General features: G+C 28.6%; 23 protein-coding genes. All 23 read right to left on the bottom strand.

All coding sequences use genetic code 11. The features are described from left to right. Window positions 1-621: 621 nt before the first annotated feature. Complete coding sequence (locus tag DRF75_RS03915) at window positions 622-1,341, bottom strand: hypothetical protein (RefSeq protein WP_129992694.1); 720 nt, start codon at window positions 1,339-1,341, stop codon at window positions 622-624. Between the two features lie 2,447 nt (window positions 1,342-3,788). Then, window positions 3,789-4,517, bottom strand: a complete 729-nt coding sequence (locus DRF75_RS03910; RefSeq protein WP_045171045.1) for a hypothetical protein — start codon at window positions 4,515-4,517, stop codon at window positions 3,789-3,791. Window positions 4,518-5,576: 1,059 nt separating this feature from the next. Continuing rightward, window positions 5,577-5,870 (bottom strand): hypothetical protein, encoded by a 294-nt coding sequence (locus DRF75_RS03905; RefSeq protein ID WP_045171046.1) that lies wholly within the window; start codon window positions 5,868-5,870, stop codon window positions 5,577-5,579. 151 nt (window positions 5,871-6,021) lie between these two features. Continuing rightward, complete coding sequence (locus tag DRF75_RS03900; protein WP_129992693.1) at window positions 6,022-6,411, bottom strand: hypothetical protein; 390 nt, start codon at window positions 6,409-6,411, stop codon at window positions 6,022-6,024. A gap of 2,508 nt (window positions 6,412-8,919) precedes the next feature. Then, the gene (locus DRF75_RS03895; RefSeq protein ID WP_129992692.1) at window positions 8,920-9,672 is read right to left on the bottom strand and encodes a hypothetical protein; all 753 of its coding nucleotides are present in this window, start codon (window positions 9,670-9,672) and stop codon (window positions 8,920-8,922) included. 393 nt (window positions 9,673-10,065) lie between these two features. Next, window positions 10,066-10,455 carry a hypothetical protein gene (locus tag DRF75_RS03890; RefSeq protein ID WP_129992691.1) on the bottom strand — a complete coding sequence of 130 codons (390 nt, stop codon included), beginning with the start codon at window positions 10,453-10,455 and terminating at the stop codon, window positions 10,066-10,068. Between the two features lie 1,156 nt (window positions 10,456-11,611). Next, the gene (locus DRF75_RS05060) at window positions 11,612-11,749 is read right to left on the bottom strand and encodes a hypothetical protein (protein ID WP_165375560.1); all 138 of its coding nucleotides are present in this window, start codon (window positions 11,747-11,749) and stop codon (window positions 11,612-11,614) included. Between the two features lie 605 nt (window positions 11,750-12,354). Then, window positions 12,355-12,999: a hypothetical protein gene (locus tag DRF75_RS03885; protein WP_045170994.1), complete on the bottom strand. Its 645-nt coding sequence runs from the start codon at window positions 12,997-12,999 to the stop codon at window positions 12,355-12,357. 318 nt (window positions 13,000-13,317) lie between these two features. Continuing rightward, complete coding sequence (locus DRF75_RS03880) at window positions 13,318-13,905, bottom strand: hypothetical protein (protein WP_129992690.1); 588 nt, start codon at window positions 13,903-13,905, stop codon at window positions 13,318-13,320. Window positions 13,906-14,199: 294 nt separating this feature from the next. Then, the gene (locus tag DRF75_RS03875) at window positions 14,200-14,799 is read right to left on the bottom strand and encodes a hypothetical protein (RefSeq protein ID WP_129992689.1); all 600 of its coding nucleotides are present in this window, start codon (window positions 14,797-14,799) and stop codon (window positions 14,200-14,202) included. Between the two features lie 258 nt (window positions 14,800-15,057). Next, window positions 15,058-15,756, bottom strand: a complete 699-nt coding sequence (locus DRF75_RS03870; protein WP_129992688.1) for a hypothetical protein — start codon at window positions 15,754-15,756, stop codon at window positions 15,058-15,060. Between the two features lie 200 nt (window positions 15,757-15,956). Next, window positions 15,957-16,142, bottom strand: coding sequence for a hypothetical protein (locus DRF75_RS03865; protein WP_129992687.1), 186 nt, complete (start codon window positions 16,140-16,142; stop codon window positions 15,957-15,959). Then, complete coding sequence (locus DRF75_RS05055; protein WP_160249033.1) at window positions 16,115-16,270, bottom strand: hypothetical protein; 156 nt, start codon at window positions 16,268-16,270, stop codon at window positions 16,115-16,117. Before DRF75_RS05055 ends, DRF75_RS03865 begins: the two co-directional genes overlap by 28 nt. A 12-nt stretch (window positions 16,271-16,282) precedes the next feature. Beyond that, entirely contained in the window at window positions 16,283-16,642 is a 360-nt protein-coding gene (locus DRF75_RS03860; RefSeq protein ID WP_129992686.1) for a hypothetical protein, read from the bottom strand. An 822-nt stretch (window positions 16,643-17,464) separates the two neighbouring features. Next, a complete protein-coding gene (locus tag DRF75_RS05200) occupies window positions 17,465-17,593 on the bottom strand; it encodes a hypothetical protein (protein WP_276318950.1) in 129 nt (42 codons plus the stop codon). A 541-nt stretch (window positions 17,594-18,134) separates the two neighbouring features. Then, window positions 18,135-18,848 (bottom strand): hypothetical protein, encoded by a 714-nt coding sequence (locus tag DRF75_RS03855; protein WP_129992685.1) that lies wholly within the window; start codon window positions 18,846-18,848, stop codon window positions 18,135-18,137. Between the two features lie 196 nt (window positions 18,849-19,044). Continuing rightward, a complete protein-coding gene (locus tag DRF75_RS03850; RefSeq protein ID WP_129992684.1) occupies window positions 19,045-19,368 on the bottom strand; it encodes a hypothetical protein in 324 nt (107 codons plus the stop codon). Window positions 19,369-20,151: 783 nt separating this feature from the next. Further along, window positions 20,152-20,613 carry a hypothetical protein gene (locus DRF75_RS03845; protein ID WP_129992683.1) on the bottom strand — a complete coding sequence of 154 codons (462 nt, stop codon included), beginning with the start codon at window positions 20,611-20,613 and terminating at the stop codon, window positions 20,152-20,154. Window positions 20,614-21,262: 649 nt separating this feature from the next. Continuing rightward, on the bottom strand, window positions 21,263-22,087 hold the full coding sequence (locus DRF75_RS03840; protein ID WP_129992682.1) for a hypothetical protein: 825 nt from the start codon (window positions 22,085-22,087) through the stop codon (window positions 21,263-21,265). A gap of 974 nt (window positions 22,088-23,061) precedes the next feature. Continuing rightward, window positions 23,062-23,628, bottom strand: a complete 567-nt coding sequence (locus tag DRF75_RS03835) for a hypothetical protein (protein ID WP_129992681.1) — start codon at window positions 23,626-23,628, stop codon at window positions 23,062-23,064. Between the two features lie 172 nt (window positions 23,629-23,800). Continuing rightward, on the bottom strand, window positions 23,801-24,355 hold the full coding sequence (locus DRF75_RS03830) for a hypothetical protein (protein ID WP_129992680.1): 555 nt from the start codon (window positions 24,353-24,355) through the stop codon (window positions 23,801-23,803). Between the two features lie 264 nt (window positions 24,356-24,619). Next, window positions 24,620-25,297, bottom strand: a complete 678-nt coding sequence (locus DRF75_RS03825; RefSeq protein ID WP_129992679.1) for a hypothetical protein — start codon at window positions 25,295-25,297, stop codon at window positions 24,620-24,622. A gap of 243 nt (window positions 25,298-25,540) precedes the next feature. Continuing rightward, complete coding sequence (locus DRF75_RS03820) at window positions 25,541-26,242, bottom strand: hypothetical protein (protein ID WP_129992678.1); 702 nt, start codon at window positions 26,240-26,242, stop codon at window positions 25,541-25,543. Window positions 26,243-26,642: the final 400 nt, after the last annotated feature.

The raw sequence follows: 26,642 nt of genomic DNA, 5'->3' as shown, positions 1-26,642 counted from the left end.
GCGAATTCAAGTGACGCTTAATTATCCAGGCTCTTCTATACATATTTATAATTCACTTTAAGCAAATTGCTCTATATTCTTTCTCAGTAGTACACAATGGTAAAAATAGAAGATATATTTGAAGTATACAACAAAACTATTTACTCGTCATAAAATGTTCACACTATATTTCCTACTTTCAACTCACAATTATACATTACATGTAGCATTGCATAAGTAAAGTACATTCAAACAACTGCTGAACGATTGAGACTTTTCTATAACTATTTACATCATGTTAAGTAGAATGCCACTGCTAATTACCTATAGAATTACTACAATAACTGCAGTCCCTAATAAAAAGTATATAATTACTTTAAATTACCAAAGAACAACAAGCTATTAGAAATGCACACAAAACACTTTATACTTCACATTTAAAGTAACAATTATAAACCATATGCAATACAGTACAAATAAGTTAACAGTTCTCCTAAATAACTATTCAATAAACTAGACTTTTTTTACTAATTTCTCTAATCTATTTCAAGGATGTAATACCGTTGTACAATACTCTATATAAGAATTAACACAATAGTAAAAATAGAATACATAAATTTGATAAATAAATAACTTATTCTTTCAATTATTCAACATAGGCTCATCTTTTCCGGAGACTTTGTCCACTTCAGTATCTGTTAAAGTACAACTTTTTTCTCCTAGAATCATTGCTTTGGACACAACATTTCCACTACTTCCTGGATTTCTCTTTTTATTTTTCCTGCACACTCCTTCAATAAGACTGTGACGTAAACGCCTTAAATCTTGCAACATGTGATCAGCTGTTTTTACTATCATAGGATCGTGTATTTTACATCCATGTCGCACCATACATATACAAGCAGCTAATTGCTGTATATCCATTTCGGTTCTATTAAAACACTGAGTTAACGACTTACACAATTGTAGTCCTTTAGTTTTTCCATTTACTGCATCAACTGATAATTGACGTAAATCATACAAACAATCTACCAACCCATTTCTTATCTCAGACATTGATTGTAGTACCATAGGATGGGCTGCAGCAGACGGTAACAACTGCTCAATCTGGATAAATGCAGTATAAATACACAAATTTAGGCCATGAAAATATGGACTAAACATTTGTTCTCTTTTTTTCAGTAAGTCAATAATCTTGTTTGGATTGTTCGGGTCAATACTATTGTGACATATTGCAGGTTCCAATAGATTTGTCTTTTCTTGACGTTCCTCCTGCAGAAGTTTGTACAAGATATAAAACACTAATAACAGTAAAACAAAAATTACAACTGCATATGCTATTAAAACATTATCACTCCACATAATTACCACCTATCTTCTAGTATATATTTATAGATATTGAAATAGTTAAAAATTAACTATTATTACAACAATAATATCGTACAGCAGGCTATGCTAATATTCAGAAGCTATCTTCTATTATTTAAATTACTACCACTAAGCAAAATTTAAATACGATAAAGTTACGATTATTCAGATAATTTATTGTAACAACACACATGTTTACACTAAATAGCATTATACTATCTAAATATTAAAATTTTATACAATCTGATATTACAACAATTCAATATTTTACCAATAAGAAACTACTTAAACCTTCTATATAGCACAATAACTTTTCACACATTCAACAAAGACAACTATCTCTAACTCTGAAAAAAACAGTATGTCATTTACACTGAATTTACAAAACTCAATAATCTTTTAAAAAAATATACAACAAAAATGTCATTGAAAAATCACATGTACTTTATATTTTCATACAATGGCAATACTTTTCAAACACTACATTATTTAATTCAATCCATCAAACACATAAGTTATTATGGTATACTCAGTCAATAGATTATCCTTTACTTTCAACTAATAACCATACATTACATGTAATATTGTAAGCAACGCGAATTCAAGTGACGCTTAACTATCTGGCTCTTCTATACATTTTAATTCACTTTAAGTAAACTGCACCATATTCTTTCCCAGTAGTACACAATGGTAAAAATAGAATATATATTTGAAGTACACAACAAAACTATTTACTCGTCATAAAATGTTCACACTATATTTCTTACCTTTAACTAATAACCATACACTACATGTAACATTGTAAGCAATGCGAATTCAAGTGACTTAATCTAATATTTATTATTAAAATTTTAGCACTGATATACAACAACAATTACTTAACACAACTACAACTTAACGAGTTTAAAATAATTCTTATTTATATCAAATAATTAAGCACATAATTAAAGTATTAAAATGTGATATCAACATCATTCATAAAGAATTCACTAGTGTTATAAATCCAAAAATATTCTTAATACTTTAAGCTTTTTTTAAATAAATCTCTTAACTACTAGAATTTAACCTCACCACCTACAAATATCTTAATAGCAATAAATATAACAAATTTCTAATAAGCTTTTTAGTAAATATTACTAAATCTCTTACTCATCTAAAACATCAAAAAAAGTATTTCAATTCTACTAAAGCTTACTGATACATGTACTAATGCACACTAAAAATCTATCTAAAATATATGTTAATACTGCTTATTTACAAGATTTCAATTTACTAGAACATTCATACACAACATTTGCAATCTTAGTATTACTACTGCCTTAACAATTGAATTTCACAACTCTGACTTACTGTTTACAAATTTTCTTTAATTTACTGACAATTTTCGCTACTATCACATAAACATTATATGCAAATTCCCTAATACCACTATACACATGAGACTTCACTACCTAATATAATCGCTTACTTATATAATAATGTACCTTAACTAGATTTTTTAAATTATTTTATAACATTAATAAGCAAATTTATACTAGGAAAGTATACAGCTGAAAACTTAACTAGCGAACGAATGTAACGCTACTTAGCATACCTAAACTCACTGAATTTGGCAGTTGAAAAGTAGTTATAATTACTTAATATTTTAATTAGATAATCATATCTTTTTTATTATATCCGCACTTCTAATCTATTTACCAACACTTCCCATAAATATATTTTATTACCCAACATAACAACATACAAGATATAACAAGTAACATTATTACTCAATAACTTACACAACTTCTGTTACGATATACAACGTATATTTATCAATAAAACAATACTTGCATATAAAAAACACTTTCACAATTTTACAATATTACCAGAACATACTTTTGCAAAATAATAACACATTAGGTATTCAAATTATACATAAATAGCATCTACAAAAATGCTTAACAATATTATAAATTAGATATTTCACCAACTATTCTACTATGTCACAACAGCATTCTTCAAGACTTAAAAAACAAACAAAGCACTGTTGAAGTTTCGTGAAAATACGTTTGCAATATAAAACAACAAGTTCTTATGCTATTCAAAACAATTGACTTCCTACATATTACATGATGCTAATGTAATAGCAGTAATATTTATGTTTTCAAATTTTTTACATTGTGTTTTTAATTGTAAGACAGCAATACTAGTTTTAGTATTATTATACTTTGCATGTCATGCAATGGAATCATCATAGTAAGGCAAATTAGTATAATTAAAGTAAAAAAGCCATCAATTACATAAATATTCTTAAATTTTTTCTATTAGTTTTATAATGCATTAAAAAATTAATATTGATAACACTACCCACACTAAGAAGGAAATGTAAAAAATCAACATAATCAGATTTTTAAATTCATAACTACTTATCTTAATATTCTTTCAATGTGATTAATACATTAACCCAGGTTTTGTTGAGGCAATTCAACACTACTAACAACTGAACTTTCAAATCCTGCTAAAAGTGAAGAAAAGTCCTGATAGTTTTGTGATTGTAGAGCGTTTAATTTGTTTTTGCACTCTAATTTTATACCCTTTACTAACTTAGCATGACACTTTCCGTCATCAACAAGGTTGTAATCTCTAACAACTGACAACAAATCATTACAAGATCCTCTTATTTCTTTATAACAATTCCGTAGATCAGTTTCTAATAGATCACAATGTAGCCCACTAGCAGCAACCTGCGCTCTAAAAGATATTACGTGGTAAATAGACAATATATCAATACAAAGCTCATTTAACTCTGACATTAGTGCTTCTTTATCACTATTTTCCAACATTATTTTCTCCATTACATCTAATAGAGTTTGCATTACAGAAAATTGACAAGACACATGATCAGCAAGCTTTGTATCTACTTCAAGTAGTGCATTTACCAAATCTTTACATCCTGGTATTATTGGAATTCTTCCGCTACCTAAGCTCTTAAATATTTTTTGTGTACTTACTAGCTTTTCTATTGCTTTTCCAGCAGCTTTAGCTTCACCATCTTCTGACAAATGTTTTAAATCTGCTCTATCTGCTAACTTTTCACTATCTCTTAATAGCCAATACAATAAAGAAAGTATCAAAACAAGCGCTACAACTACTGCAAAAATTATAGCAAGTATGTGTTCAATTTTCATATTTATACCATATAACTTAAAGCACAACTTTTTTACAAATTATCAAAGCAATAGAATATCTATTACTTTTTACACACCAAATAGCACATAGTTTTATCACAAAAATTTAAAAAGCTTATATCATTATAAACAGAAAACCACTTCAACTTGTGAATTTTCACACCAAGCAAAGCAATAGTAAGATACTTTCTTTCACGTACTGTAGAAGTATTATGCTACTTGTTCTAAATTTCTAAACATAACATGCTCTTAAACGATTAACAAAGATGTAATAATACCTATCAAGGCATAAATAGTACATTAAAATCAACAGCTATAAGACTTTCAAGCTTACACTATAAAACGCATAATACACTTGGCAATACTATTGTATTACATTTTTCACAATATCACAATAAACAATGCTTAATAAGTAATGTATTTGTTCAAGTTGATCTACTATATACTGAAAGCGTCCTACTTTATAAAAAGCTAATTCACATTAACAATATTATAAGTTAACTGATATACACTATAAAGTTTCCACTTCAATTTCTAGTCAATATTTGACTACAAACACATACATTAAATTTTAGATAATGATCCTTGATTTTAATACATCTTTCTTCTAACATTCTATGGTGTCATAATAAAGTAAAACGTTTCCATAAAGTTATTTCACTGCTATTACTAAACACTTTTAATTCAATATAATACCTTATACCATTACAACAAAATATAACACAAGATTGATCTTAATATACACTTCTTACTTATACTTCATAGTATTATAACAAATTAAAAACTTTGCATTAGCTACCTCACTTCTATGTTAAATACTCTCAATTTAACGCAAAACATTACATACTAAGCTACAATAATAAAAAGACTACTATAACCCACAATACAAGTTGCACTAATAAAGTTGAAAATTTACTAAAAACAACCAATACTCTAAACTCTACCTAATTCATCACGTAGTATCATCAAATAAGTACATAAATAAACTCACATATAAAACTTTACATTACTATAATCTTAGACACATTACTAACATGTAAATACTCACACAGATCCAATCTAGACATTTTTCTCTGAACAACAATATGGTTGTTGCCCTACTGATTCCAAAGCACTTGATATTTCTTCTTCTAAAGTTTCTATAGACTCGCTGCATACTTCATCTTCTATAGTACCATCACTTATTTCTGTATTATCCACTTCTGCAACAGCATCTTCATTACCCCTTGCACAACAATTTATACCATAATGCCTATTAGTATACATAATAGAGGCAATAACCATAAGTAACACAATAATGCAGAATAACAACATAAATACGGCAATTCCAGTGCTTTGACTTATTATATTCATAAAATATACTCTTAAAAATTGAATTACAGTTAATAAATATAAAACTTAAAAAACTATATATTATAAACTTTACAGACATATCTACTATAAAATATCATAATCCCTTTCTCCACACAACTTACATACCATTTATATCACCTAATTAAACTCACTAATCAACATGCAGATTTTGTATCTGCCCGCAACATTGAACAGCTTGCACTTGACTACTTGGAGAATAACTTTGCTCTTCTGAAATATCAACTTTTTTACATTTTTTTTCTGGTGTCAATGGACTAGTTTGACTAACGCGCGTTTGACGTATAGGAATCCTACTAGGCCTTTCACCACTTACTCTCACAAAATCCACAATCGGATCACCATCAGTTTGTGTTGCCGCATCCCGAGTCTGTTTACTTTGTTTAAAATCTTCTATAACCTTGGACTGATATATACTATAATCATAGTACATCATAGCTATCATAGCAATAACCAGGATAATCATCATTGCCAATACAAGAGATGCGATCACCATACCGCTATTTAATACTTCATTTCCCATACACTTTATCTTCACTTAAATTTATCATTTAATTATAATACACTCTAATTTGTAACACACTAAAAAAAAAATCAGATGTGATATTCTACAACTACCTATATACTAATTATGCTTATCCATAAATGTAGTACTTCAACTATATATTAAACACATTATCCAGATTTAATAAAAGTATATAATCCACAACCAAGCAGCTTTTACTTATACAGAATACTTATTATACAAACATATCATTTAAGCTGCTCTACCATGAGATTCATTGCTATAACTTGATATAGACATTCTGTGCACGATAAAATTTGGTGATTCTATTGAATGTCTGACAACATCACTTCACCATAAATACACTTATCACACATTTTGTGCTACCTCATCCATAGTTCATTTACTATATATTCAGGTATTACACCACAATTCTTAGCAACTAAGGTACAAAGATTACCAAGTTTTAACATAATTAAGTAATCCACATACTCTTGTTTACTTGATAAGCCACGTTGACTTAATCTTTAACTATAAAAATATGTTAATCTCGCACAAGAAATAATTCTACTGCAACACAAGCCTTCAATTGTTAGAAAATTCTGTTTTTTATAATCTTTTTATTTACTCATCAATTTTTTCCGAAAGATCTGGTAATGTTAAACTTTCTTATTGCAATGCATTTCCATAATTTGTTTTTTAATTTTTGTATAATCTTCGCTATTGATCTTTATCTTTGAATGACCTGTCTTCTTCCACATGCTGCTCTCTTACATAACAACTAAAAATATAATAACACTAATAATAAAATAAGAAATACTAATACTGCATAACTAACAGGTGTACTAATTAATATCGAATAGTTGAGCTCCCGCTTTTATAGAACACATCTCTTAATTTTAAACTTTACTGTTTTATTATAACATATACTTTACAAACAATACAAATGTATGATATTGCGTGAAACGGTACTTATCTACAATTTCAACTATACTTCAACTAGCTCACATTATATCAACTACTTATCCTTGATAAAAACAACTAACGTTTAATCAAAAACTCTAATATTCCTGAACATACACTAAACTACTTTATTAATATTCTGATCACAAAAAAGTATGAAAATTGACTATCCACTCGAAGTACTGATATTTGTTATTAGTAGACCGTTGTTCAATCTAGTAATATTATGTAATCATACTATAGTTGCACACAAGTTGTACTCACTATCTTTTAAAAATTTCTTGTAGATTCTATAATACATAATCTCATCTCAGAATTAATTAACAGAATCTATCCACTTCAATGCAACATGAAAACCATGAGTTTTACAGGTCATATAGCAACCTTCAATATCATATTCTATTTCTTACAAAATTTTAGTAATTCATATACTGCATCTACTACACTACTAACAAATAATATTTCACTACATACAACTTATACTATTTTTTCATAGTAATGCTGAGTTCTTATACAATCCAATGCTTTACTTTATTTATACTAGTTTTAAATCAATTTTCAATATATTATAAATATTGAGCTCTACCTTGAATATATACTTGATATAGAACAAACCAACAATCAAACACTACCAATAACATAATTATAAGTTCACTATTCACCACACATTTCTATTTGATATAACACTTAGTCACAACATATGATAAAAAACTTCTATAATGAAAAAACTATGTGTGTTATTTCTTTTACAACTATAACTTAAACTAAACATTACCATTAAATTATAGAATATAATGATAAAACACTATATTGATCCTCAATACAATTAAACTATATAATAAAGTATAATTATCATATAACTAGACATTAACAAGATAGAAAATGCTGCACTAAAAAACTATTATATTTGTATCATATATACAATAGATTTTATTATGAATTTAGGATCAAATTATACCAATTTGATCCTTCAATTATGTTGCACGTCCCACTTACTTTATGGATTTTGATATTAACCTGAAACATATTTACTTACACTTTTCTAGAAGCGATAAACTTATCTTACAGTGTATAATGTGCTTTTAATAGATAGGAAATCTTGTATTCTTAGTGACTGCATATACTCATTAGATTCTCACTCTCAACATACATTACTTAATTTTTCTAGTCACATCTGACATACAACTCACGTGCTTTTTGTAATCTATATTTTAATTTTCTGCCTTTAGCTACCGCATATATTTATCAGATGTCATCCAACATCTTTCCAAATTTTTAGTTCCATTTAACCCTAATATAGAAAAAAATCTACAACAGTAACAACCAATAATACAAACACTACTGGTAACACAATATCACCAACTATTAGCTCAGTAATTTCACATACAATATACCTTAACCACATTAATATTTTTTAATTGTAAAACACATAAAAATTGCACTCCTTGTACAACATCTATATAGTCTATTAAAGCATCATTAACTATCAATCTTTAAAAAATGATAATGGGAATAGCATCTATATTGCTAATATTAAATAAGTAAAACTTATCAACATCTTTATTAAGCCGCTTTACCATTACCTTGCATATCATGAGGTAATACTGATGCTCCCTGAACTGGCTGTGTTGGTTGCACATCTTTTTTCTCACGTTCTTCAAGGTCCATAAGAATTGTTCTCATCGATGCAGCATGAAACTCTAATGAATTACGTGTTTCACTATCTAACAAATTATTTTTTTTAACCAGAAGCAGGTCAAGTTTAGAACACATAGCTAACATTCCATCAACAGCCTCTGTAAAACTATTAAACATAGCACCATCAACGTATGCTTTCCCAGCACGTAACAAGTTTTTTCTATCACACTCTAGTTTTCTACACAAAACTCCAAGTTGTGCATAGTCCTTCCTCATTTTTGAAAGACACTCTGTCAAGTCAGCGTTTTGTTTACCTAATCTTACACCATCTTTCCTCAAAGATGATACAAGTTCTTCTAGTCGTACATTAACTTTTTCTAATAATTCCAACTTACTTTTTAATTCATTATTAGTTTTCTGCTGTTCTTCCAATTGATCTTTTAACTCTTCTCTACATTTCTCCTCAATTTTTTTCACATCTACAGACTCAGGTTTTAAAATAGCTTGATACTGCTTTTTTAACTGCAACTTAATTTGTTCTACCTCACCATCATGTCGACGTTCATTTCTACGGTCAATATGACATTTATATATAACAATACATAATAATATGATTATCAATAAAGCAAGCAATGCTAGCAAGCTGCAATAAACAATATTTAGAGACCTATCACACATAACACACCCTATTTAAACTGAAATTTCACATTCATTTTAGAAACTTTTTTAGACTGATAAAACAATGCTGTACTGAACAATCACAAAAATAACACTAAAAAACATAAAATACTAACTGAGATTAGGATATATACTAATTTATACACTACTGTAACGTTTTAATAATAGCAAAAACCATACTAACAAAACATCATAGCTTCAAATATCTAACTCTGAAGAAAATAGAAACATAGCATACACACTTTTAATGTTCATTAATTTAACAAATATACAATAGATTTGACTAAGCTACTTTCTTCTTATTTGCATTTAAGTTGCTATTTTTGTAACAGAAATATAGCCTACAATACACTTTTAATATTAATAAATTTAACAAATATATAATAGACTAAACTAACCTGCTTTCTTTCCAGGAGATACATTAAAAACACTCATTACATCTTCAGAAGATAAATTACTTTCAGGAATTTCCTCATTACTACTTTTTCCTTCAGCACAAAACTTTCTTAATCTTCTGCTACGCAATCCCACTATCGATAACTCATCACTTTGATGACTTGATGGGGTTGTTTCACTTCCTTCACTAGGACCTTCAGCTTCACCTAACTTGTTTTTAGCTACCATTTCTAAAAGCTTTTGTTTTTCTTCTTGCTCGTTTTGTTTTTTTTGTTCTATGTAACTGCTACAATATTTGACCACACATAAAGCAAGCAATATACCTGCCAATATTATGCATAACAATAATATAAGTGCTGCTGTTAATCCAGCTTCAGTACTCGTCATAACATACCTAATTTTAATTAAAAATTTAAAAACAGTATTTAATTATAACATGTTATTCAAGTAATTTGCTACACTTAAAAGCAATCATACTGTATGTCCTATACAATTATACTTATATATCCCGTTAAACGTTATCAATAAAGAAATGTCTATAATAACATTGCATGCTTTTAAAATCCTATCACCAGTTAATATACATTAACAATAAGCAAAGTATAATATTATATGTAATTATTTATCATATGTTCCTTGTCAAGAAGTAGATTGCACAACATAACTATTTGTAACTACCACAAGATGGCTACAATACATCTTAGACTGCATTATGATAAAGCTGTAGTTTATTGTACTCAACACACTTACTATGTTCATTTATTCATCATGTGACGTATAGATTTTTTTCAGTTCTTAAAACCAACAAGAATAAGTACAAAACTTTAACATTCTTTTACACTAATAAAAAAGCTTTCACAAATTAGTATTATCAACCCATTTTATCATGATTTGTAGTATTATAAGATGATGCTATGCATAATACTTACATTCTATTGTAGAGAGCAATATACTTGCGTCAATGAGTGAACAACAGATTTCTACAACACTGCTACACTAATAAAAAAGCTTTCACAAATTAGTATTATCAACCCATTTTATCATGATTTGTAGCATTACAAGATGATGCTACATAATACTTACATTCTATTGCAGAGAGCAATATACTTGCGTCAATGAGTGAACAACAGATTTCTACAACACTGCTACATTAATAAAAAAGCTTTCACAAATTAGTATTATCAACCCATTTTATCATGATTTGTAGTATTATAAGATGATGCTACATAATACTTACATTCTATTGTGAGATTTATACCAATCAACTAACAACTTAAATTCAGATTCTTTCTAATTTTTTCAAATTACATCAAAATAGACAAAGAATACCTTAATACTCTACTATATTAATAAGCAAAACTTTTACAAATAAAATCATTAATTAATTGACCATGACTTGCACTAATCACAAGATGATGCTGATACATCCTGCATTACATTACGATCAAGCAACACTTGTGCAGTTTACTGCTTTTGATTTTCTCCTTGTGTTAATTTATCAATCATGGTCAATACATTCTCTTTGCATTTACTCAAATTAATATTAACAAAAGTTTCGCAAAATCCCTTCAGCATCTCCACTTTTTTTCATGACTGATTTACAAAACCTGTCAGATCTACCTAATAACTCAAAAAGCATATGTTTAACATGTTCAGATTTTATCTTTTTTATATTGTCCATTCCTTTAGTAAAATACTCTAATTCAAAAGACAGTTGTGTTGTAGCGATTCAATTCTGCTATTTTTTATATGTGAACCTAATCCTGGTACTTTTCTACTCAATATATCTATTATGTATTTAACCTTGCTATATCATCCCTTAATATTTTATCTTCACATTTATCATTAAATAGAACATAACATTTATATATAGAAATAGCCACTAATATAATCAATAAAAAACTAAATATTGCTAATAAAAGAAATTCCAACGATCATTAATTGGTTTTCCATATAATATCTTACAATTCAAACATAATACTATATTATAACAAATTATTAACAATTTTACTCAAGGAATTTACCTATTAAATTCATAACAGATTATATGTTATATCCGTTTGAAGCATATTTATTTAATTAAGAATAATATTGTCAGAAAATATAATACAACAAAACAGTATTTTTTATATGGTAATTTGCAGCAATAACTCACCAACAAAATGCAGCAAAACATTACTAATATTAAAAATAAAATATTAAATTATTTATACTGTTTAACTTTTAACAAAAATAGACAAGTGGAAATTTTAATATAAATATTTAAATTTCATTAATATATAGTAATTACTCTATCCGATCAATATCTACAACACTACAAGATGATACCGCAGTACTCAATACTTGAGATGTTGGTAATGCTCCTTCAGATTGCAATTGTTGTTCCTCTGTTAACTGCGCAATAATATTCAACATGCTGTTTTCGACCTGTCTCAAATCCTGAGCCATAGCTTTACTTCTTGCACTTTCCTTACCTCTTACTAAAACTGAATTACAAAATTTATACAGATTTACTAAAACTTCAGCGCTTAAACACTGTAACTTTTCACGTGAAGATTTTGTTGTATCAGATTCTATACGCCTTGTAGAATCTGCTAAATTCTTATGCAATACCGTTACTTCCATAGCGAGACTATGTACATTCGACAGATCTTCCAAAAGTTTGGTTACTTCTGAATGTTGTTTTTGCAAACCCGCCTTTGATATCATCAATGCTGTATCCAACTTTCCTACAACATCCTCTAATTCCTTATTTCTTTGTCTTAATAATTCGAGTTCCTTCTGTGTATCTTCTTCTATACATGCTTGTTGATAATCCTCTTTAATATTATTACGTGAAAAACAACACTGATATATAGAAATAGCTATAAATAAGGCGAATAAAAAACTAAATACTGCCAATAAAACAATAATTATGTGCTGAATATCCATAACATACCTTATATAATTAAACACAATGTTTAATTATAACATATTATCTTAAGATTTTTACTTTAAAAAATTTACTATATCTATAAAAAATTAAATTTTGTTATTTTTTTACTACATCCATAAATAATAAAAAATACACACACAAAGAAAAATTAATAAAGTACTATGCCCAGTATGTTTAACTAGAAATATAATGATATTTTACATAAAATAAAGTACCATATAGCCTGAATCACCAGATTTTAAATAAAACAGTGCAGCCGAACAGCTACTTTCTGCTAACATAAGTTAATACAATTCAATAACAATACAATCTCGTTAAGATATATCATTATTAACTTGATTTCCACAACCTGATACTGATGATTCTTGCATTTGAGATTCTGGTACTATCTTTTTTGCGTTTTCTTGACTTTCCTCACTTCTATCTTCGGTAGAGACATATTTGTTAATTGCTGACAATTTTTTAACAAGACCATCACTTAACTCTTGATATGCTTCATAACTAAGTCTCAACTCTTCGAAATCTTTCACTAGCGCTTGATGTTCACAGTATAAAGCATCATATTCACTTCTCAACTTATGACCCTCTGTTAATGATGCATTACAAAGTGTCTTAGTTCTGCTAAGCTCTCCTTTCAAAAAACCTTCAGATTTTAACAATTTTTCATTTTCTAATTCTAATTTTTTAATTTTATTTTCTAATAGGCCATTTTGTTCTCTTAATGTTTTAGCTTCTGATGATAATAATGCTAATTTCTTTTCTGATGCCGCTACATCTTGCTCTGTTAGCCGCTTTTTATCTTTACTTTGATCATAACACTTATATATAGCAATAAGAAGTAATATAATAGTAAAAAGCAATAGAAGAGCATATAATATTATGTCTGTTGTACACTTATCCATAACACACCTTACCTAAGATAAACTAAACAATTATAACTAATAATATAATATTTTTTATTAAAGAACTATACACTTTACTATATAATTTTAAATTTACACGATTTAAAAATATTCACTGTGGATAGATAATCTTTAGTATTTTGTATGCTTACTTATAAATACAACTATACAAATACATACCTTATATCAATTAAATTGCACATGATACAATCACTATTACTTTTAACAAAAATAACGTAATAAAATTATATTTTATGATAACCACAAGTAGAACTTTTACACTATATAACAAATTTACTGTTTTTTAGTAGGACAATCTACATTATTATATTGTAAGAATGTGTTAAAATAACTGCTTGGTAGAGCAGTAGGTTGTGGTGTACTGTCACGCGTAACACTACTAATAAGATTTAACATCACACGCTCTAGTGCTAACATATTCGCACAGATTGCAAATCTACTATAATTATCACCATCTTTCGAAACAATTGACTTACACATTCTACTAGTTTTATATGCTAATTCAGAAACTAATGTCTTTAGTTTGAATGATGCAGACAGACGCACATCTGACTCCATTTGCATGCTGATATCTCCTAATTCTTTAGCAAACACTATTGCTTCTGATGCACTTAGTGAAATCTTACCTTTCAGATCTTGTAACTCTTTATTTTTACACTCCATATCACTTGTTAATTTTTTACATCGTTCCTCTTTTGTGTGTAACACCTTTTCTATTTCTTCTTTCTCTTTACATAAATTCGTGTTTTCACTACGATAGGCATTACAATTTTTAGATTGAACATAATATTTATACGCAACAAAAAACAACAACAAAACTAGCAATGCTATAAAAACAGCAGCAGTAATTAGTAAACTTTTTTGAATATCCATAACACACCTTACACCAATTTAAAGATAACCATTAATCAAGACATACCTATTCAATTTATAAAACATTACATTTTTTACAATTTCGATATAACGTAAAAATATATTAATAAGAAATACAAAGCACAAATCTCACTATACTAGATACTCTACAGTGAAATCTCATTAGAACAGCATCTACACTTACTTTGATAAGGATAGATAAGCAAAACATAAGCATTTGCCATATCAGTAGTTGAAATTTTTATAATCACATAATAATTAAGCTGCTTTTCTATTATCCACATCTTTACAACCTGCGATAGATGCATTAATTATGTTACTATCCGGGGTATCTTCTTCTGCACTAAAAAATTCTTCTTCTGATATTCCCATGGCTTGTTTAGATAATAACACTATCTCATTATTGAACATCTGAATTTTAGATCTTAAATCTTTTATAACCTCTCCTCGAGCTTTAGCACTATGACACTCTATTAACTTTTTGGAGCAGTTCAGTACTGACTCTGTCATCATAAGACACATATTCTTCATTTTTTCTACAGGATCACCTGAACCAGTGTCACTAACAGCAGATAATATATTTTTAGACAATATTCTCAGTGCGGAACTAGTTCTCACTGCAGCATAAGCCTCGTACATTTTTTTGTGATCTGATAATACTTCATCAATACTGCGTTCAGCGCGCACTCTCTTTTGCTCAGAACGTTTTAAGTCTGATGATATACTTAAAATTTCATTCTGTAATTTTACTACCTCATTTTCTAAGGTACCTTTTTCTTTCTCCAACAACTTTAGTGCAACAGCACTTTTTCTTTCATTAATTAATAATTCTGTTGATAGACCATTGACTTGTTCTCTATACTCTTTAAATTTTCTATAAGCTAGACATAAAGCAAACAATAAAAACAAAACAAACAATGCCAACAAAATAGTAGCAATAAGTAATCCTTTATTCATATAACACACCTAATTACAATTTAAATTATAGAATATATAGCATTAAGACATTTTATAAAAACGTTCTACAGTTATAACAAATTAAACACTATGTTCTTTACAACTAAAACTATTAATTTGCAAAACACAATTCATCATAAACATAAAAATATAAACTATGTTTTTTTTCATCAGTAATTGAAACCTCCTCTATATAATAATTAAGCTACTTTTCCAATACCATGATCACTATTTTCCAATGCAACGTTACTCGCACCATAACCCAGCTGTACTTCCACTACACTAGAAAGTCCACTTTCTGCATTTAACAGCTCTAAATCATTAATCATCAAATTTTTAACCCTTTCTAGTACAATATTCAACTCATCATAAACAACGTTATCCATTTTTCCAAAACAACCTGACACAGTGTTTTTATTTCAAATAATAATACATTACGCATTTCTATTAATTTGCATCCTGGAGTATCTTGCAGTTCCATTTCTATACAACACTGCAATAATGTATAAGACATGTTAAATACTGCCTAATAAGTTATACTACTTGCTCGCAATTTCTCTACTTCCACCTTATTTTGTAAAAGCCTTAACTCACTTAAAAGACCTGCGTTACTTTTCTTACACTCATCTAACTCTTTTAATAGAAGCGATTGTTTCAATTTCAAATCTTTTATAAGAGCTTTACTCTCAAGCAATTGTTTGTCTTGCACTATTTTAACATGTACCCTCTTTTCTTCAGGTTGATGCATACTTTGTGATGATTTATAACTTAATTCGTCACGACCTTTAGAGTAAGTATAATACCAACAGAATGCGAAAATTAATACCAAAACTAACAATGCTACCATAATAGCAGCAGTAATTAGTAGTTTCTTTTCTTCGCTCACAACACACCTTATCTCCAGAGATATATTTTAATCATAACACATTTATTCAAAATTTTATAGAATATTATATCTTTCATAATTAAACTTATACAACCTGCAAAGTATCATCAATAAAAACAAATAATACCATCCTTAGTAAAACGCTCAAACATTTTACAATTATTGCCAAAGCCATATTTTTCATTACAATCCTTTTCATAATTACAAATTCATATAACTTGCAAAATACTGCCAATAAAAACAAACAACATTACTCCTAGTAGTATGCCTAAAAATATTTCACAATTATCATTAAGAATTCCACATCTACATTTTATAAGAACAGATAAGCAAAACAGTACTTATATTTTCTATATCAACAATTGAAATTTATATATTATATCAAGCTGCTTTCTCAATTCCACTATCTCAACTTTCTAATAAATGCTATCTATGTAACAACAGTAAATTCTCTTACTACTTAGACACAGCACACCTAAAAACAAAGAACTAGCATCAAATACTTACTTTTACAATCAAGTATAATAAGAAAACATTATTACACCTACCACAAACACAAGTTTTATGTAGTACTTCACATTTATCAAGGTAAACTCATACCATACCCAACACCAGATTGTAATGCTAGTGTTAGTTAAGCTTTAGGTAGTAGTATTTGATCAAACACGTACCTTCGAACAATCAAAAAAATATTTATATACTTCTACTTATTACCACGCTATAACTTTTGCATAGCATTACTGCATTGTGGTGTTAATACACCTTGCACGATAGGTCTTGGTATTCTTGAAGGTGAACCAGGACCAGTAGGCAATTGCTGAACTACTTTTGTATGTTTTTACTCTCAACAATGTCAGATATAGCGTTTACTATTCCTAATACATTATTTCGTATCACTTTCTTTGTACTTGGACGTACGTTACGCTGCACCATAAGTATCTCACAAGACATATCATATTGACTCCTAGCTTGTGATTCTAATATTTTTAATTTGTTTATTAAATTGTGTTTGCAAGACTAAGTTTTTCGTTTTCCAACTTTAATTCGCCATTTTTATATTCTAAGATCCGAATTCGATCCACATATTGTTGAACTTCTTCTTGATAACGAAATTGAGCATCACCTAATTTTTACGCGCGTCCTATTACACAACACTTATATACAGCAACTGCTTAAATAATAACATTAAAACAAAAAATGCTGCCAAAAGCCCTACAAAAACCAATATCATTATTTACAACACACACCATCTTAATTTGAAGTTTAATACCTAATTATGGCATGTCTTTTACTACTACAAATTTCAAACCTCTTAGAAATATGTTTATTTACAAGATACTCTACTAAATAAAGTACTACACCAATATATACACTAATGACGCAATATCAATTAATACACATATAATCAACTATATGCACCTGTGAAAATAGGTAAGTAAAACAGCTTTGTAATATTTCAAGAGAAATTCTTATAATGACATAATCACCCTTATCAAGCCACCATTCCATTGTTTTGCCCACCAACATTAACTTGTGCATCTTGCATTTGAGGCTGAGGTTGAGGCTGAGGCTGAGGCTGAGGCTGAGGTTGAGGCTGAGGTTGATATCGAAGTTGAGGATGAATAAGCAAAAACGCTCTTAATCTATTTAGCACAGGATCTAAGAATCCACGTGTATTTCTAGTATTTACTATGTTTTCTCCCACAGTTTCAGATATCATAGGTAATGTAAGTTGCCGTGCAAATTCATCTTTTACTTTTGATTCAAATGCGGTAATTATTACACCTGACGCCTGTAACAACTGATCTATATAATTTCCTGTTCTAACAAGATAATTCATTATATTCTCTACTATACGTACAGGATCATGATCAATACCTTGATCTTCATCCATCGCGTTCATCTCATTATCAAGAGATACACCAATACAAGTTATCATCGTATCAATAGTCTCTCTACTAGACGTTAAAGATTTTCTTTTTTCACCAATAAAAAGATTAATTAACTCTTTATGGCCTACCAGTAACTCGTTATACCTTTTGGCCAACCTGTTCTTCTCTGATGTTAGTCTCTTGTTTTCTTCTAATAAATCATTGACACTATCTCTGCCTTTATACCTAAAGCAACAAAAATACATAGAAAGCATTAATAACAGTATCAAAAAAACAAGCAATACTATTAGAGCAATTTGATTTTTATGAGACATAAAACAAACCCTTAAATCACTATACAATACTTAGTTACAGTATATTGCTTCAATAAATATTTTTTGATCATAGAAAATTAAATCTTATTTCCTTACAAATGAAATTACCTATATAATATTAAATCAGTAAACACCTTTTCTTTCATACCATCACGAATACCACACCTTATTATAAGTGAAAAAATACATAAGAATTTTATTGATCTACCATAACATTACGTCTATTTAGATTAGGGTTTACTACAGGATTTTGTACTTGAATGTCACTCATTACTTGATATATCGTTTGTTTGCTGCAAGACAATACTGGTGCTGCCACATCATCAATACAATATTTTAGATAATTTAGAGAAGCAAGGTGCTGTCTGTCTATATCTTCACACCTCTGCTCATATTTTCCAATTTGTCTATCACACGCAATAGAAAAAATGCAACAAAGGCAACACGCACAACACATTATTATAGTTACTACAATAAAAAAAATCAGGAATCCTAGAAGAACAGAATCACGAGTCCCCATAATTACACACACCATTCAATATTCAAATACAACAAAAACATCACCTAATACATTTTTCACACATATAAATAAGCAAAAAGCTATAATATTATAGCTTTTAGATTATTTACTAAATGAGATATCTCATAAATTAACCATCTTTATCCAACAAAACTCATCAATAGCTTATTTTTGCCAGAAACAGATCAAGTAAATATAAATGAAACTTATATTGCAATACTAGTAACGTCATATAATAAATCACTAATTTATTAACCACATACGTTATTATCCAAATTTACTAACAAAATATTTAAATCTGAGCAAACTTACAACAACATCATTTACTTGATACTTACTACTCACATCTGTTCATTTTAAACACACGCTTTCAACTGGAAACAGATCAGATTCTACTACCAATAACATATATTTATTATTTATTTAAAAGCTATAGTACAGAAACAATAAATAATACACATTAACTTAGCTATAAAATAAATTAAACCACTAATACTATTAGAATAATATACTTACAATTGTAATACATTATTTAACTATAATCAATATTAATTCACATATACTTACTATTTATAGCTTCAACTAACTTTATTATATTCACGCATATTTTTAATACTTATAAACTGCACTAACCTACAACATATTAAATAAATCATTTTTTGCTCATATACTGATATATTTCATTAATTGCACACTTTCTTGTGTTTATTCTTTTACGATTTCATGCAATTTTTGCAAATTTCAATATTGAATTTCGCATCAGACTCATACTACACATTATCATCAAACAGACTGATTGACATGATTAGCGAATGCTGATAAACCTTCTACTTGTATACTTTCTCCTCTTTGCTGTTCTTCGTGTTGTTTTTCATGATCTTTTACAACTTCTACAAATTTTAATATTGACTGCTGCATAAGACCCATAACAGTAGTCATGTTCTCCACAGTATCTTGCATAGTATTACCTGTCCTAGAAATTTTCACTTTTGGATCCAATACACACGCAATACTCTCAAGAGCTCTATCACACTTAGATAATACACTTTCATTGGCTACTGCCATTTCTGACATTGCACATTCTAATTCTGCATTTTTGGCTCTTAATTCCGTATTCTCACGCTCTAATTTACTTATTTGACAATACAAAGGCTTAACACAGACTTGATATATAAGAAAAAGCAGCAAAAGCAACAATAAAACAACATTAACTACTATTAAAACTCTATAGTCCAATGCATACATAACACACACCACTTAAAACTTAATAATTCGAGTATATTAATAAAATGTCCTATTTTAATAACAAATTATAAACATCATTTTTTATATAATTTTTAAAAATTATAAAACTACCCATTTATAATAGGGATCATAAATAATAACATAGTACATTTTAATGATATTAAAAACTTTACAGACATACTTATCAATGTACCTTCCAAAAATCCTTATAACAACAATATTATACTAAATTTTATGCAATAGTGACTTTTTCAATATCCAATAATTCTGTACTAGATAATATCTCAGTAGTTCTTTTGCTATAATCACACTCAATACAACATGTATTTTAGTGCACACTACACACATTAAACACTAACAAGTTCATACAAATGCAATCATGGTATACTATATCTCAATATAATATTCAGATTATAATACGTAATTTACTATACCTATAAAAAATACAGACTATATTTTATAACTAACTCTACCAAGAAAATATCATCAGTAATACCACAAATTATTCTATCCGTATATAATGTCTCTTATAAGTTAAATTATACAATACACGCAAAATAAAGTATTATAAGTCTACTGTCTTATTTTAATTAGAAAGAAATCATATGAAGCTATTCACTAATACCAGCAGGTAAACATTTAGTTTTTATTACTGTCCCTTACCACTAATACCCATACCATCAACTGATACATCATCTAATAAGTAACCAGACAGCATTTGCATATCGTGTTCGCACTGCGCTCTCAATATCTGAAATCTTTGCATAAACAAACCATACTGAGTGCTAATATGCTCGTGCAACTTTTCAAGAAGCGCTGATACAGTCTTGACAGCTTGAGGTGTTAACCCATAATTATGAACCAACCCCTCAATAAAATTATTACAACTCTCATCAACTAGTATCAGTAAATCATTTCTTTCAGCAGCATCGCTTTTTACTACCTCATAACACATACTGCTTAAACATCTCTTAGATTCATCAACAGCTTTTTTAACTTTTTTCTCTAACGTCTTTATTAGTGCAAGATAATGTTTTGTTTCATTACTATGATGCTGTTTTATTGATTGAATTGTTTTCTCTAATCCACTACACTTAGCTGATAATTCACTATTTCGTGTCATAAAAGTTTCTTTTTGATATTCTATAACCTTGATTACGTTTTCTAATTCATCAGCTTTTGCCACTAATTCACGCTCACAGTTTCTTACACTATCAAAACATGCTTCCAATTCTCTATGCTGTACTATTAATTTTTTATACTTCTTGTCTAATTCACTATACGCTTCTCTTAATCTATTATGATCTTCTGATAACACATCATGCGAATCCATTGACGTATAATGTTCCGACTTTAATTTCTGATAACCCACACCTCTTCGATAGAATTTTAAACAACTAAATATAATAACAAGAAACAATACAACAAGCGTTATAATAAGCAACGACAACAATGTAATACTATTTTTATCCATACACACACCCAACTTAAATCTTACAATTAATTTACCAAATAATGATTATAAAATACATAATATTAATAAAAAAACTTACTATTTACTAACACATAACATTTCCTCAATAGAAAATTGAATTTCATATAATACACTTTAAAATAAATGATGATGTACTATCACTAAAAGTAAATTACACAAACACACATAGCTTTTATATGACAAAATTCTTAGTCAGCCTCTAAAGCAGTACTATAAAACCACTTTATCACAAACATTAAGGTACTGATAAGTTACTCATTCAATATTGTAACACTAAATACAATACTGCATCTGTTTTTGTAATTCAGCATATACTTTTTTTCATTCTATCCAATACTAATAAAATATTAACCTTTTTAACAATTCACTTACTAATTTTTAATATCACATCATTAGGCTACGGTGTCCATTAAAAGTAGATATTCAATATAAAAAGCCCACTAAACCAATAACCACTATACTTAAATTATCATATATATTTTTTACCATCACTTCTAGAAATACTACACCATTTATACTGACACTCGCTATAAACTACACACATTATCTTTTCCTAAATTAATCATAATTTCTTATTAATTTATTATAGGACTGCAATACTTACCATGATCTTGACCAGTTTATCATCATCTCATTTTAACAATCCACACTATCAAATAACAACAAGCATTGATATCAATAACCAAGAACACAAGCAACACTAATAAAGCAACATCAACACTAGATTATTTATCTTAAATGCATATCAACCTAACACACATTAAAAAATTTACTACACTTAAACAAATAGATGTAATATTTCTAAAAACATATCAATTAACAAAATACAAAAAATAAGAAACATATTTTATGCACAATGCTTCAACCACTTGCCAAATTACTTAATATACATATAATAAGTGAAGCATTAGAGATGATTATCCTTTAATTAAGTAAAATTTTACAATATAAAATTAAGCTGCATTATGAGACTGTTCAGAGCTGTATATAGGCAACACTGTAGCATCAGCACAATTAGGTGAAGGAAACATCTGATCTGCTCCTTTTCGTAACGCTTTTTCAGTACGCTGCACCTCGTATTCTATACCTTTTTGTAAAAACAACATATTAGTATCAAATAAATGAGTTACATGTTTTGCAGTAAATGTTTGCGACTGGTCTACAAATAGATTCTTCACATTTTCATTGCGCAGCTCCATCATTTCTAGACAACTTTCTTTAAAATCTTTATAGTCTTCTAGTCGATCACTAACAAACTTTTGTACTTGACTTAATAATGCTTTAGTACGACCATCACATTCAGTTTTTATTTTTTCATTATCTTGCCTTAATTGATTATTTTCTGAGGTTAATCTTTCCTTATCCTTATTAGCTTGTTCACAATCTTCTAATAATTTTTTATTACCTTCTTCTAATAAATTGCACTTATCTTGACACTTAACTGCAGCCATAGCTAACAATATAAGTAACAATAATATTAAAATAAGGAATACTAACAAAACTATACTAACTGTATCCATAACACACACCACCTCATTTACATAACTAGTTACAACACACTGATAAATAAAATGACTCAACAATACAATGAATAAAGTATTTCACACACGTTAATTCTACTTATCTTTAATCAGAAAACATCAGTGCAAAAATGAATAAAGTGTCCCAATACATAATAAGCAAAAACTAATATTAAGACACTGATTGACTAGCACCATTATTTTGTACATCTGTGGCTAATACTTGATCTAAGGCTAGCGGCGGTACCACACCTGTTTGTGTACTTTGATCAGTCTTTTCAGTCTGTACTGAAGTAGGCATAGGGATTCGTGCAACATCACATACTCTCTTTTGTAGTGCTAACATTTGACTTACCATCATAGTAGTTACACCTGGATGTACACCAGCATTATACATCCCTAATGTCATCATTTCCATCGTAGTAAGTACATTACCACTCAATTCCTTTATTTTATTTTCCAAGTTAGCTTTTTCTTCACTAAGTAGTTTACAAACATTCCCCATGTAAGAGCTATGTTGCATATAAACTTGTTTATCCCTTTCAAGCTGTACATTCCTGCTAACCATTTGGTTATAGTGCTGTTTACTTAACACTACCGTATTATCTACACCTTGCTCATGCCTACTTGCAATACAACAGTGATATATAGCAACCATGACTAGTATAAGTAATAATAACGCAAGTAATGCTAAATAAATATACGATTGTATATCCAGAGTACCCATAACACACCTTATCTAAAATCAAACTTAAAATAATGTTAACATTATTTTAAAAAATTTTCCACATTTATAAAAAATATATTCAATGTTATTTACAACTACATTTCTCTAAAAAACAAATTTATAACCTTCTGATATAGGAACCACAATGTTTCAACTATTTGTAAACTATGCAATATACCATAACAATAAAATACCACAGTATACAACTATCTAACGATAGAAGTATATACACCTAATATCTTAATTAAAATTTGAAGGTCTTTATTAAGCTACTTTAACATTACCTTGACATTGTTCAGATAAGTCACTAACTGTAGGACATGTTAATTTTGATGATACACTTTCAACTTGTTTTAATAATATATCCCTTTTCCCTGATAAAATACCTAAGACTCCATCTTGAGCATTATACATTTCTGATCTCAGCATCATTAGTAAGTCATTTCTTCCCATAAGTTTAGGTTTGACCAACTTATCTTCACATTGCTTTACACGTAATTTGAATAATATAATAATACTTTCTCTCGTCTCAGCAAATACTTGCTTGCAGGAACTTATTAATTCTTCACACTTACTTTTAAGATGGTCTTTTATGTCCTCATTATTCTTTTGTAGATCTATATACTGTTGTCGCAATCGATCATAGTCTGTCTTTAACAAGAGAAGTTCTGATTGCAATTTGTCACTCAACTCCACCATCTCAGTGAGATTTAGATCTATACCAGTATGTTTACCCTTTATTTTCTTCTGCTCTAATACTAATCTGTCATAATCTGCTTTTAATCTATCATAACTTTTCTGTAATTCACCACCTGACAGTATTTTATCAGGTTTAGCGCAACACTTGCTTAGTCCAAAAGCTAACAATGAAAGTAACAATAAAACAAGTATTACTATTAAAGCAAGCTCAAGATTAGACAGCATATAACCACCTGTAACCATAACACACCTTATTTAAGTACAACTATTTAATTATACACAACATTCAAAAATTTACTACATATTAATAAAATATGTAATATTACTTATAATGAAACTCGTATAAACAATAAATACAAAAATATAACTAAGAACTATACTCACACACTTATTACGTAATATTCTAATTACTATACTTCATACATTTAGTAGGTGATAATAAAAATATAAATATACCTTATAATTAATACTTACAAATATTATAACCTATTGAGTTATATACTTATTATCAATGCTGCACTGTACTCCTGCTGCACTCATTGCAGTGCTTGGTAATCCACCTCCTTGCACAATATCACCAACACAACACATAAAATTTTGTATACTTTCTTTCAGATTTAATATACGATCTCCTAGCTGCTTTTTATCACTTTCAGAAAGATTAGTACTGTTATTAACGTTCTTAAAAACATTTTTACAGTCGTTTAATAAACCATAACCCCATGATAGAACATCTACCCTAGAAGAAACAAGTGTACCTTTCTTAGTAGATGTAGTTTTCTCATTCTCTAACTTTTGCATTGCAGCATTTGCATGTTCAAGTGCACTTTCAATTTCAGCATTCTTCTTAGCAAGTGCCATATTACTTTCCATGAGATTACTACACTCTTTTTGTAACTTCTGAGTAACCAGTCCTCCTTCATTTAACTTTGCTAGTAAATCTTGCTTCTCTTGTTTTAATCCCGACTCCCTACTTAATACTTCCTGAAGTTCACGTTCCATCGATTCTATTTTGCTCAATAAGTCCGTCTTTGATATACCTTCATCACCTAACAAAGGCTTTTTCTCTTCTTCTATTTTCTTAGGTCGAGCACAACATTTACATATTGCAGTAATTAATAATCCAACTAACAACACAATAAACACTGCTAACAAAGCAATAGCAGCAATCATTAATTGACTATTCATAATGTACCTTATCTCACACTAATACCTACCCTACATACACCATTTAAAAAATTTTCCACACCGATAAAAAACTATAGGACTTGTTCGTTACAACTACATTTACATAATCTTAAAACATCATAGATCAATGAAAGAAAACACCAATTAAAGATTATTTCTTATTATAAGTGTTACTCCAACAACAAGTTAAACACATAGACTACACTTCAAATAAAGTATAGCCTACATCAATTATATATTTGCAAGATAAGATACAAATTACTTTGACATTACCAATGCTTTTACAAAAGTACAATTTCAAAGACTAGTTACATGCATAGACTATACTCAAAAAAGTATAGCTACTACATCAATTATACATTTGCAAGATAAGATACAAATTACTTTGACATTACCAATG

This window comes from Ehrlichia minasensis (assembly GCF_004181775.1).
Taxonomy (GTDB): domain Bacteria; phylum Pseudomonadota; class Alphaproteobacteria; order Rickettsiales; family Anaplasmataceae; genus Ehrlichia; species Ehrlichia minasensis.
The sequence above is the reverse complement of the archived record's forward strand: the minus strand, read 5'-3'. Positions and strand labels throughout refer to the sequence as shown.

What these genes read in the sequence shown, in the direction of transcription:
- DRF75_RS03915 (WP_129992694.1), bottom strand. Translation starts at nt 1,341, where the DNA reads ATGTGGAGTGATAATGTTTTAATAGCATATGCAGTTGTAATTTTTGTT.
- DRF75_RS03910 (WP_045171045.1), bottom strand. Translation starts at nt 4,517, where the DNA reads ATGAAAATTGAACACATACTTGCTATAATTTTTGCAGTAGTTGTAGCG.
- DRF75_RS03905 (WP_045171046.1), bottom strand. Translation starts at nt 5,870, where the DNA reads ATGAATATAATAAGTCAAAGCACTGGAATTGCCGTATTTATGTTGTTA.
- DRF75_RS03900 (WP_129992693.1), bottom strand. Translation starts at nt 6,411, where the DNA reads ATGGGAAATGAAGTATTAAATAGCGGTATGGTGATCGCATCTCTTGTA.
- DRF75_RS03895 (WP_129992692.1), bottom strand. Translation starts at nt 9,672, where the DNA reads ATGTGTGATAGGTCTCTAAATATTGTTTATTGCAGCTTGCTAGCATTG.
- DRF75_RS03890 (WP_129992691.1), bottom strand. Translation starts at nt 10,455, where the DNA reads ATGACGAGTACTGAAGCTGGATTAACAGCAGCACTTATATTATTGTTA.
- DRF75_RS05060 (WP_165375560.1), bottom strand. Translation starts at nt 11,749, where the DNA reads ATGGACAATATAAAAAAGATAAAATCTGAACATGTTAAACATATGCTT.
- DRF75_RS03885 (WP_045170994.1), bottom strand. Translation starts at nt 12,999, where the DNA reads ATGGATATTCAGCACATAATTATTGTTTTATTGGCAGTATTTAGTTTT.
- DRF75_RS03880 (WP_129992690.1), bottom strand. Translation starts at nt 13,905, where the DNA reads ATGGATAAGTGTACAACAGACATAATATTATATGCTCTTCTATTGCTT.
- DRF75_RS03875 (WP_129992689.1), bottom strand. Translation starts at nt 14,799, where the DNA reads ATGGATATTCAAAAAAGTTTACTAATTACTGCTGCTGTTTTTATAGCA.
- DRF75_RS03870 (WP_129992688.1), bottom strand. Translation starts at nt 15,756, where the DNA reads ATGAATAAAGGATTACTTATTGCTACTATTTTGTTGGCATTGTTTGTT.
- DRF75_RS03865 (WP_129992687.1), bottom strand. Translation starts at nt 16,142, where the DNA reads ATGGATAACGTTGTTTATGATGAGTTGAATATTGTACTAGAAAGGGTT.
- DRF75_RS05055 (WP_160249033.1), bottom strand. Translation starts at nt 16,270, where the DNA reads ATGTCTTATACATTATTGCAGTGTTGTATAGAAATGGAACTGCAAGAT.
- DRF75_RS05200 (WP_276318950.1), bottom strand. Translation starts at nt 17,593, where the DNA reads ATGTCTTGTGAGATACTTATGGTGCAGCGTAACGTACGTCCAAGTACA.
- DRF75_RS03855 (WP_129992685.1), bottom strand. Translation starts at nt 18,848, where the DNA reads ATGTCTCATAAAAATCAAATTGCTCTAATAGTATTGCTTGTTTTTTTG.
- DRF75_RS03850 (WP_129992684.1), bottom strand. Translation starts at nt 19,368, where the DNA reads ATGGGGACTCGTGATTCTGTTCTTCTAGGATTCCTGATTTTTTTTATT.
- DRF75_RS03845 (WP_129992683.1), bottom strand. Translation starts at nt 20,613, where the DNA reads ATGTATGCATTGGACTATAGAGTTTTAATAGTAGTTAATGTTGTTTTA.
- DRF75_RS03840 (WP_129992682.1), bottom strand. Translation starts at nt 22,087, where the DNA reads ATGGATAAAAATAGTATTACATTGTTGTCGTTGCTTATTATAACGCTT.
- DRF75_RS03835 (WP_129992681.1), bottom strand. Translation starts at nt 23,628, where the DNA reads ATGGATACAGTTAGTATAGTTTTGTTAGTATTCCTTATTTTAATATTA.
- DRF75_RS03830 (WP_129992680.1), bottom strand. Translation starts at nt 24,355, where the DNA reads ATGGGTACTCTGGATATACAATCGTATATTTATTTAGCATTACTTGCG.
- DRF75_RS03825 (WP_129992679.1), bottom strand. Translation starts at nt 25,297, where the DNA reads ATGGTTACAGGTGGTTATATGCTGTCTAATCTTGAGCTTGCTTTAATA.
- DRF75_RS03820 (WP_129992678.1), bottom strand. Translation starts at nt 26,242, where the DNA reads ATGAATAGTCAATTAATGATTGCTGCTATTGCTTTGTTAGCAGTGTTT.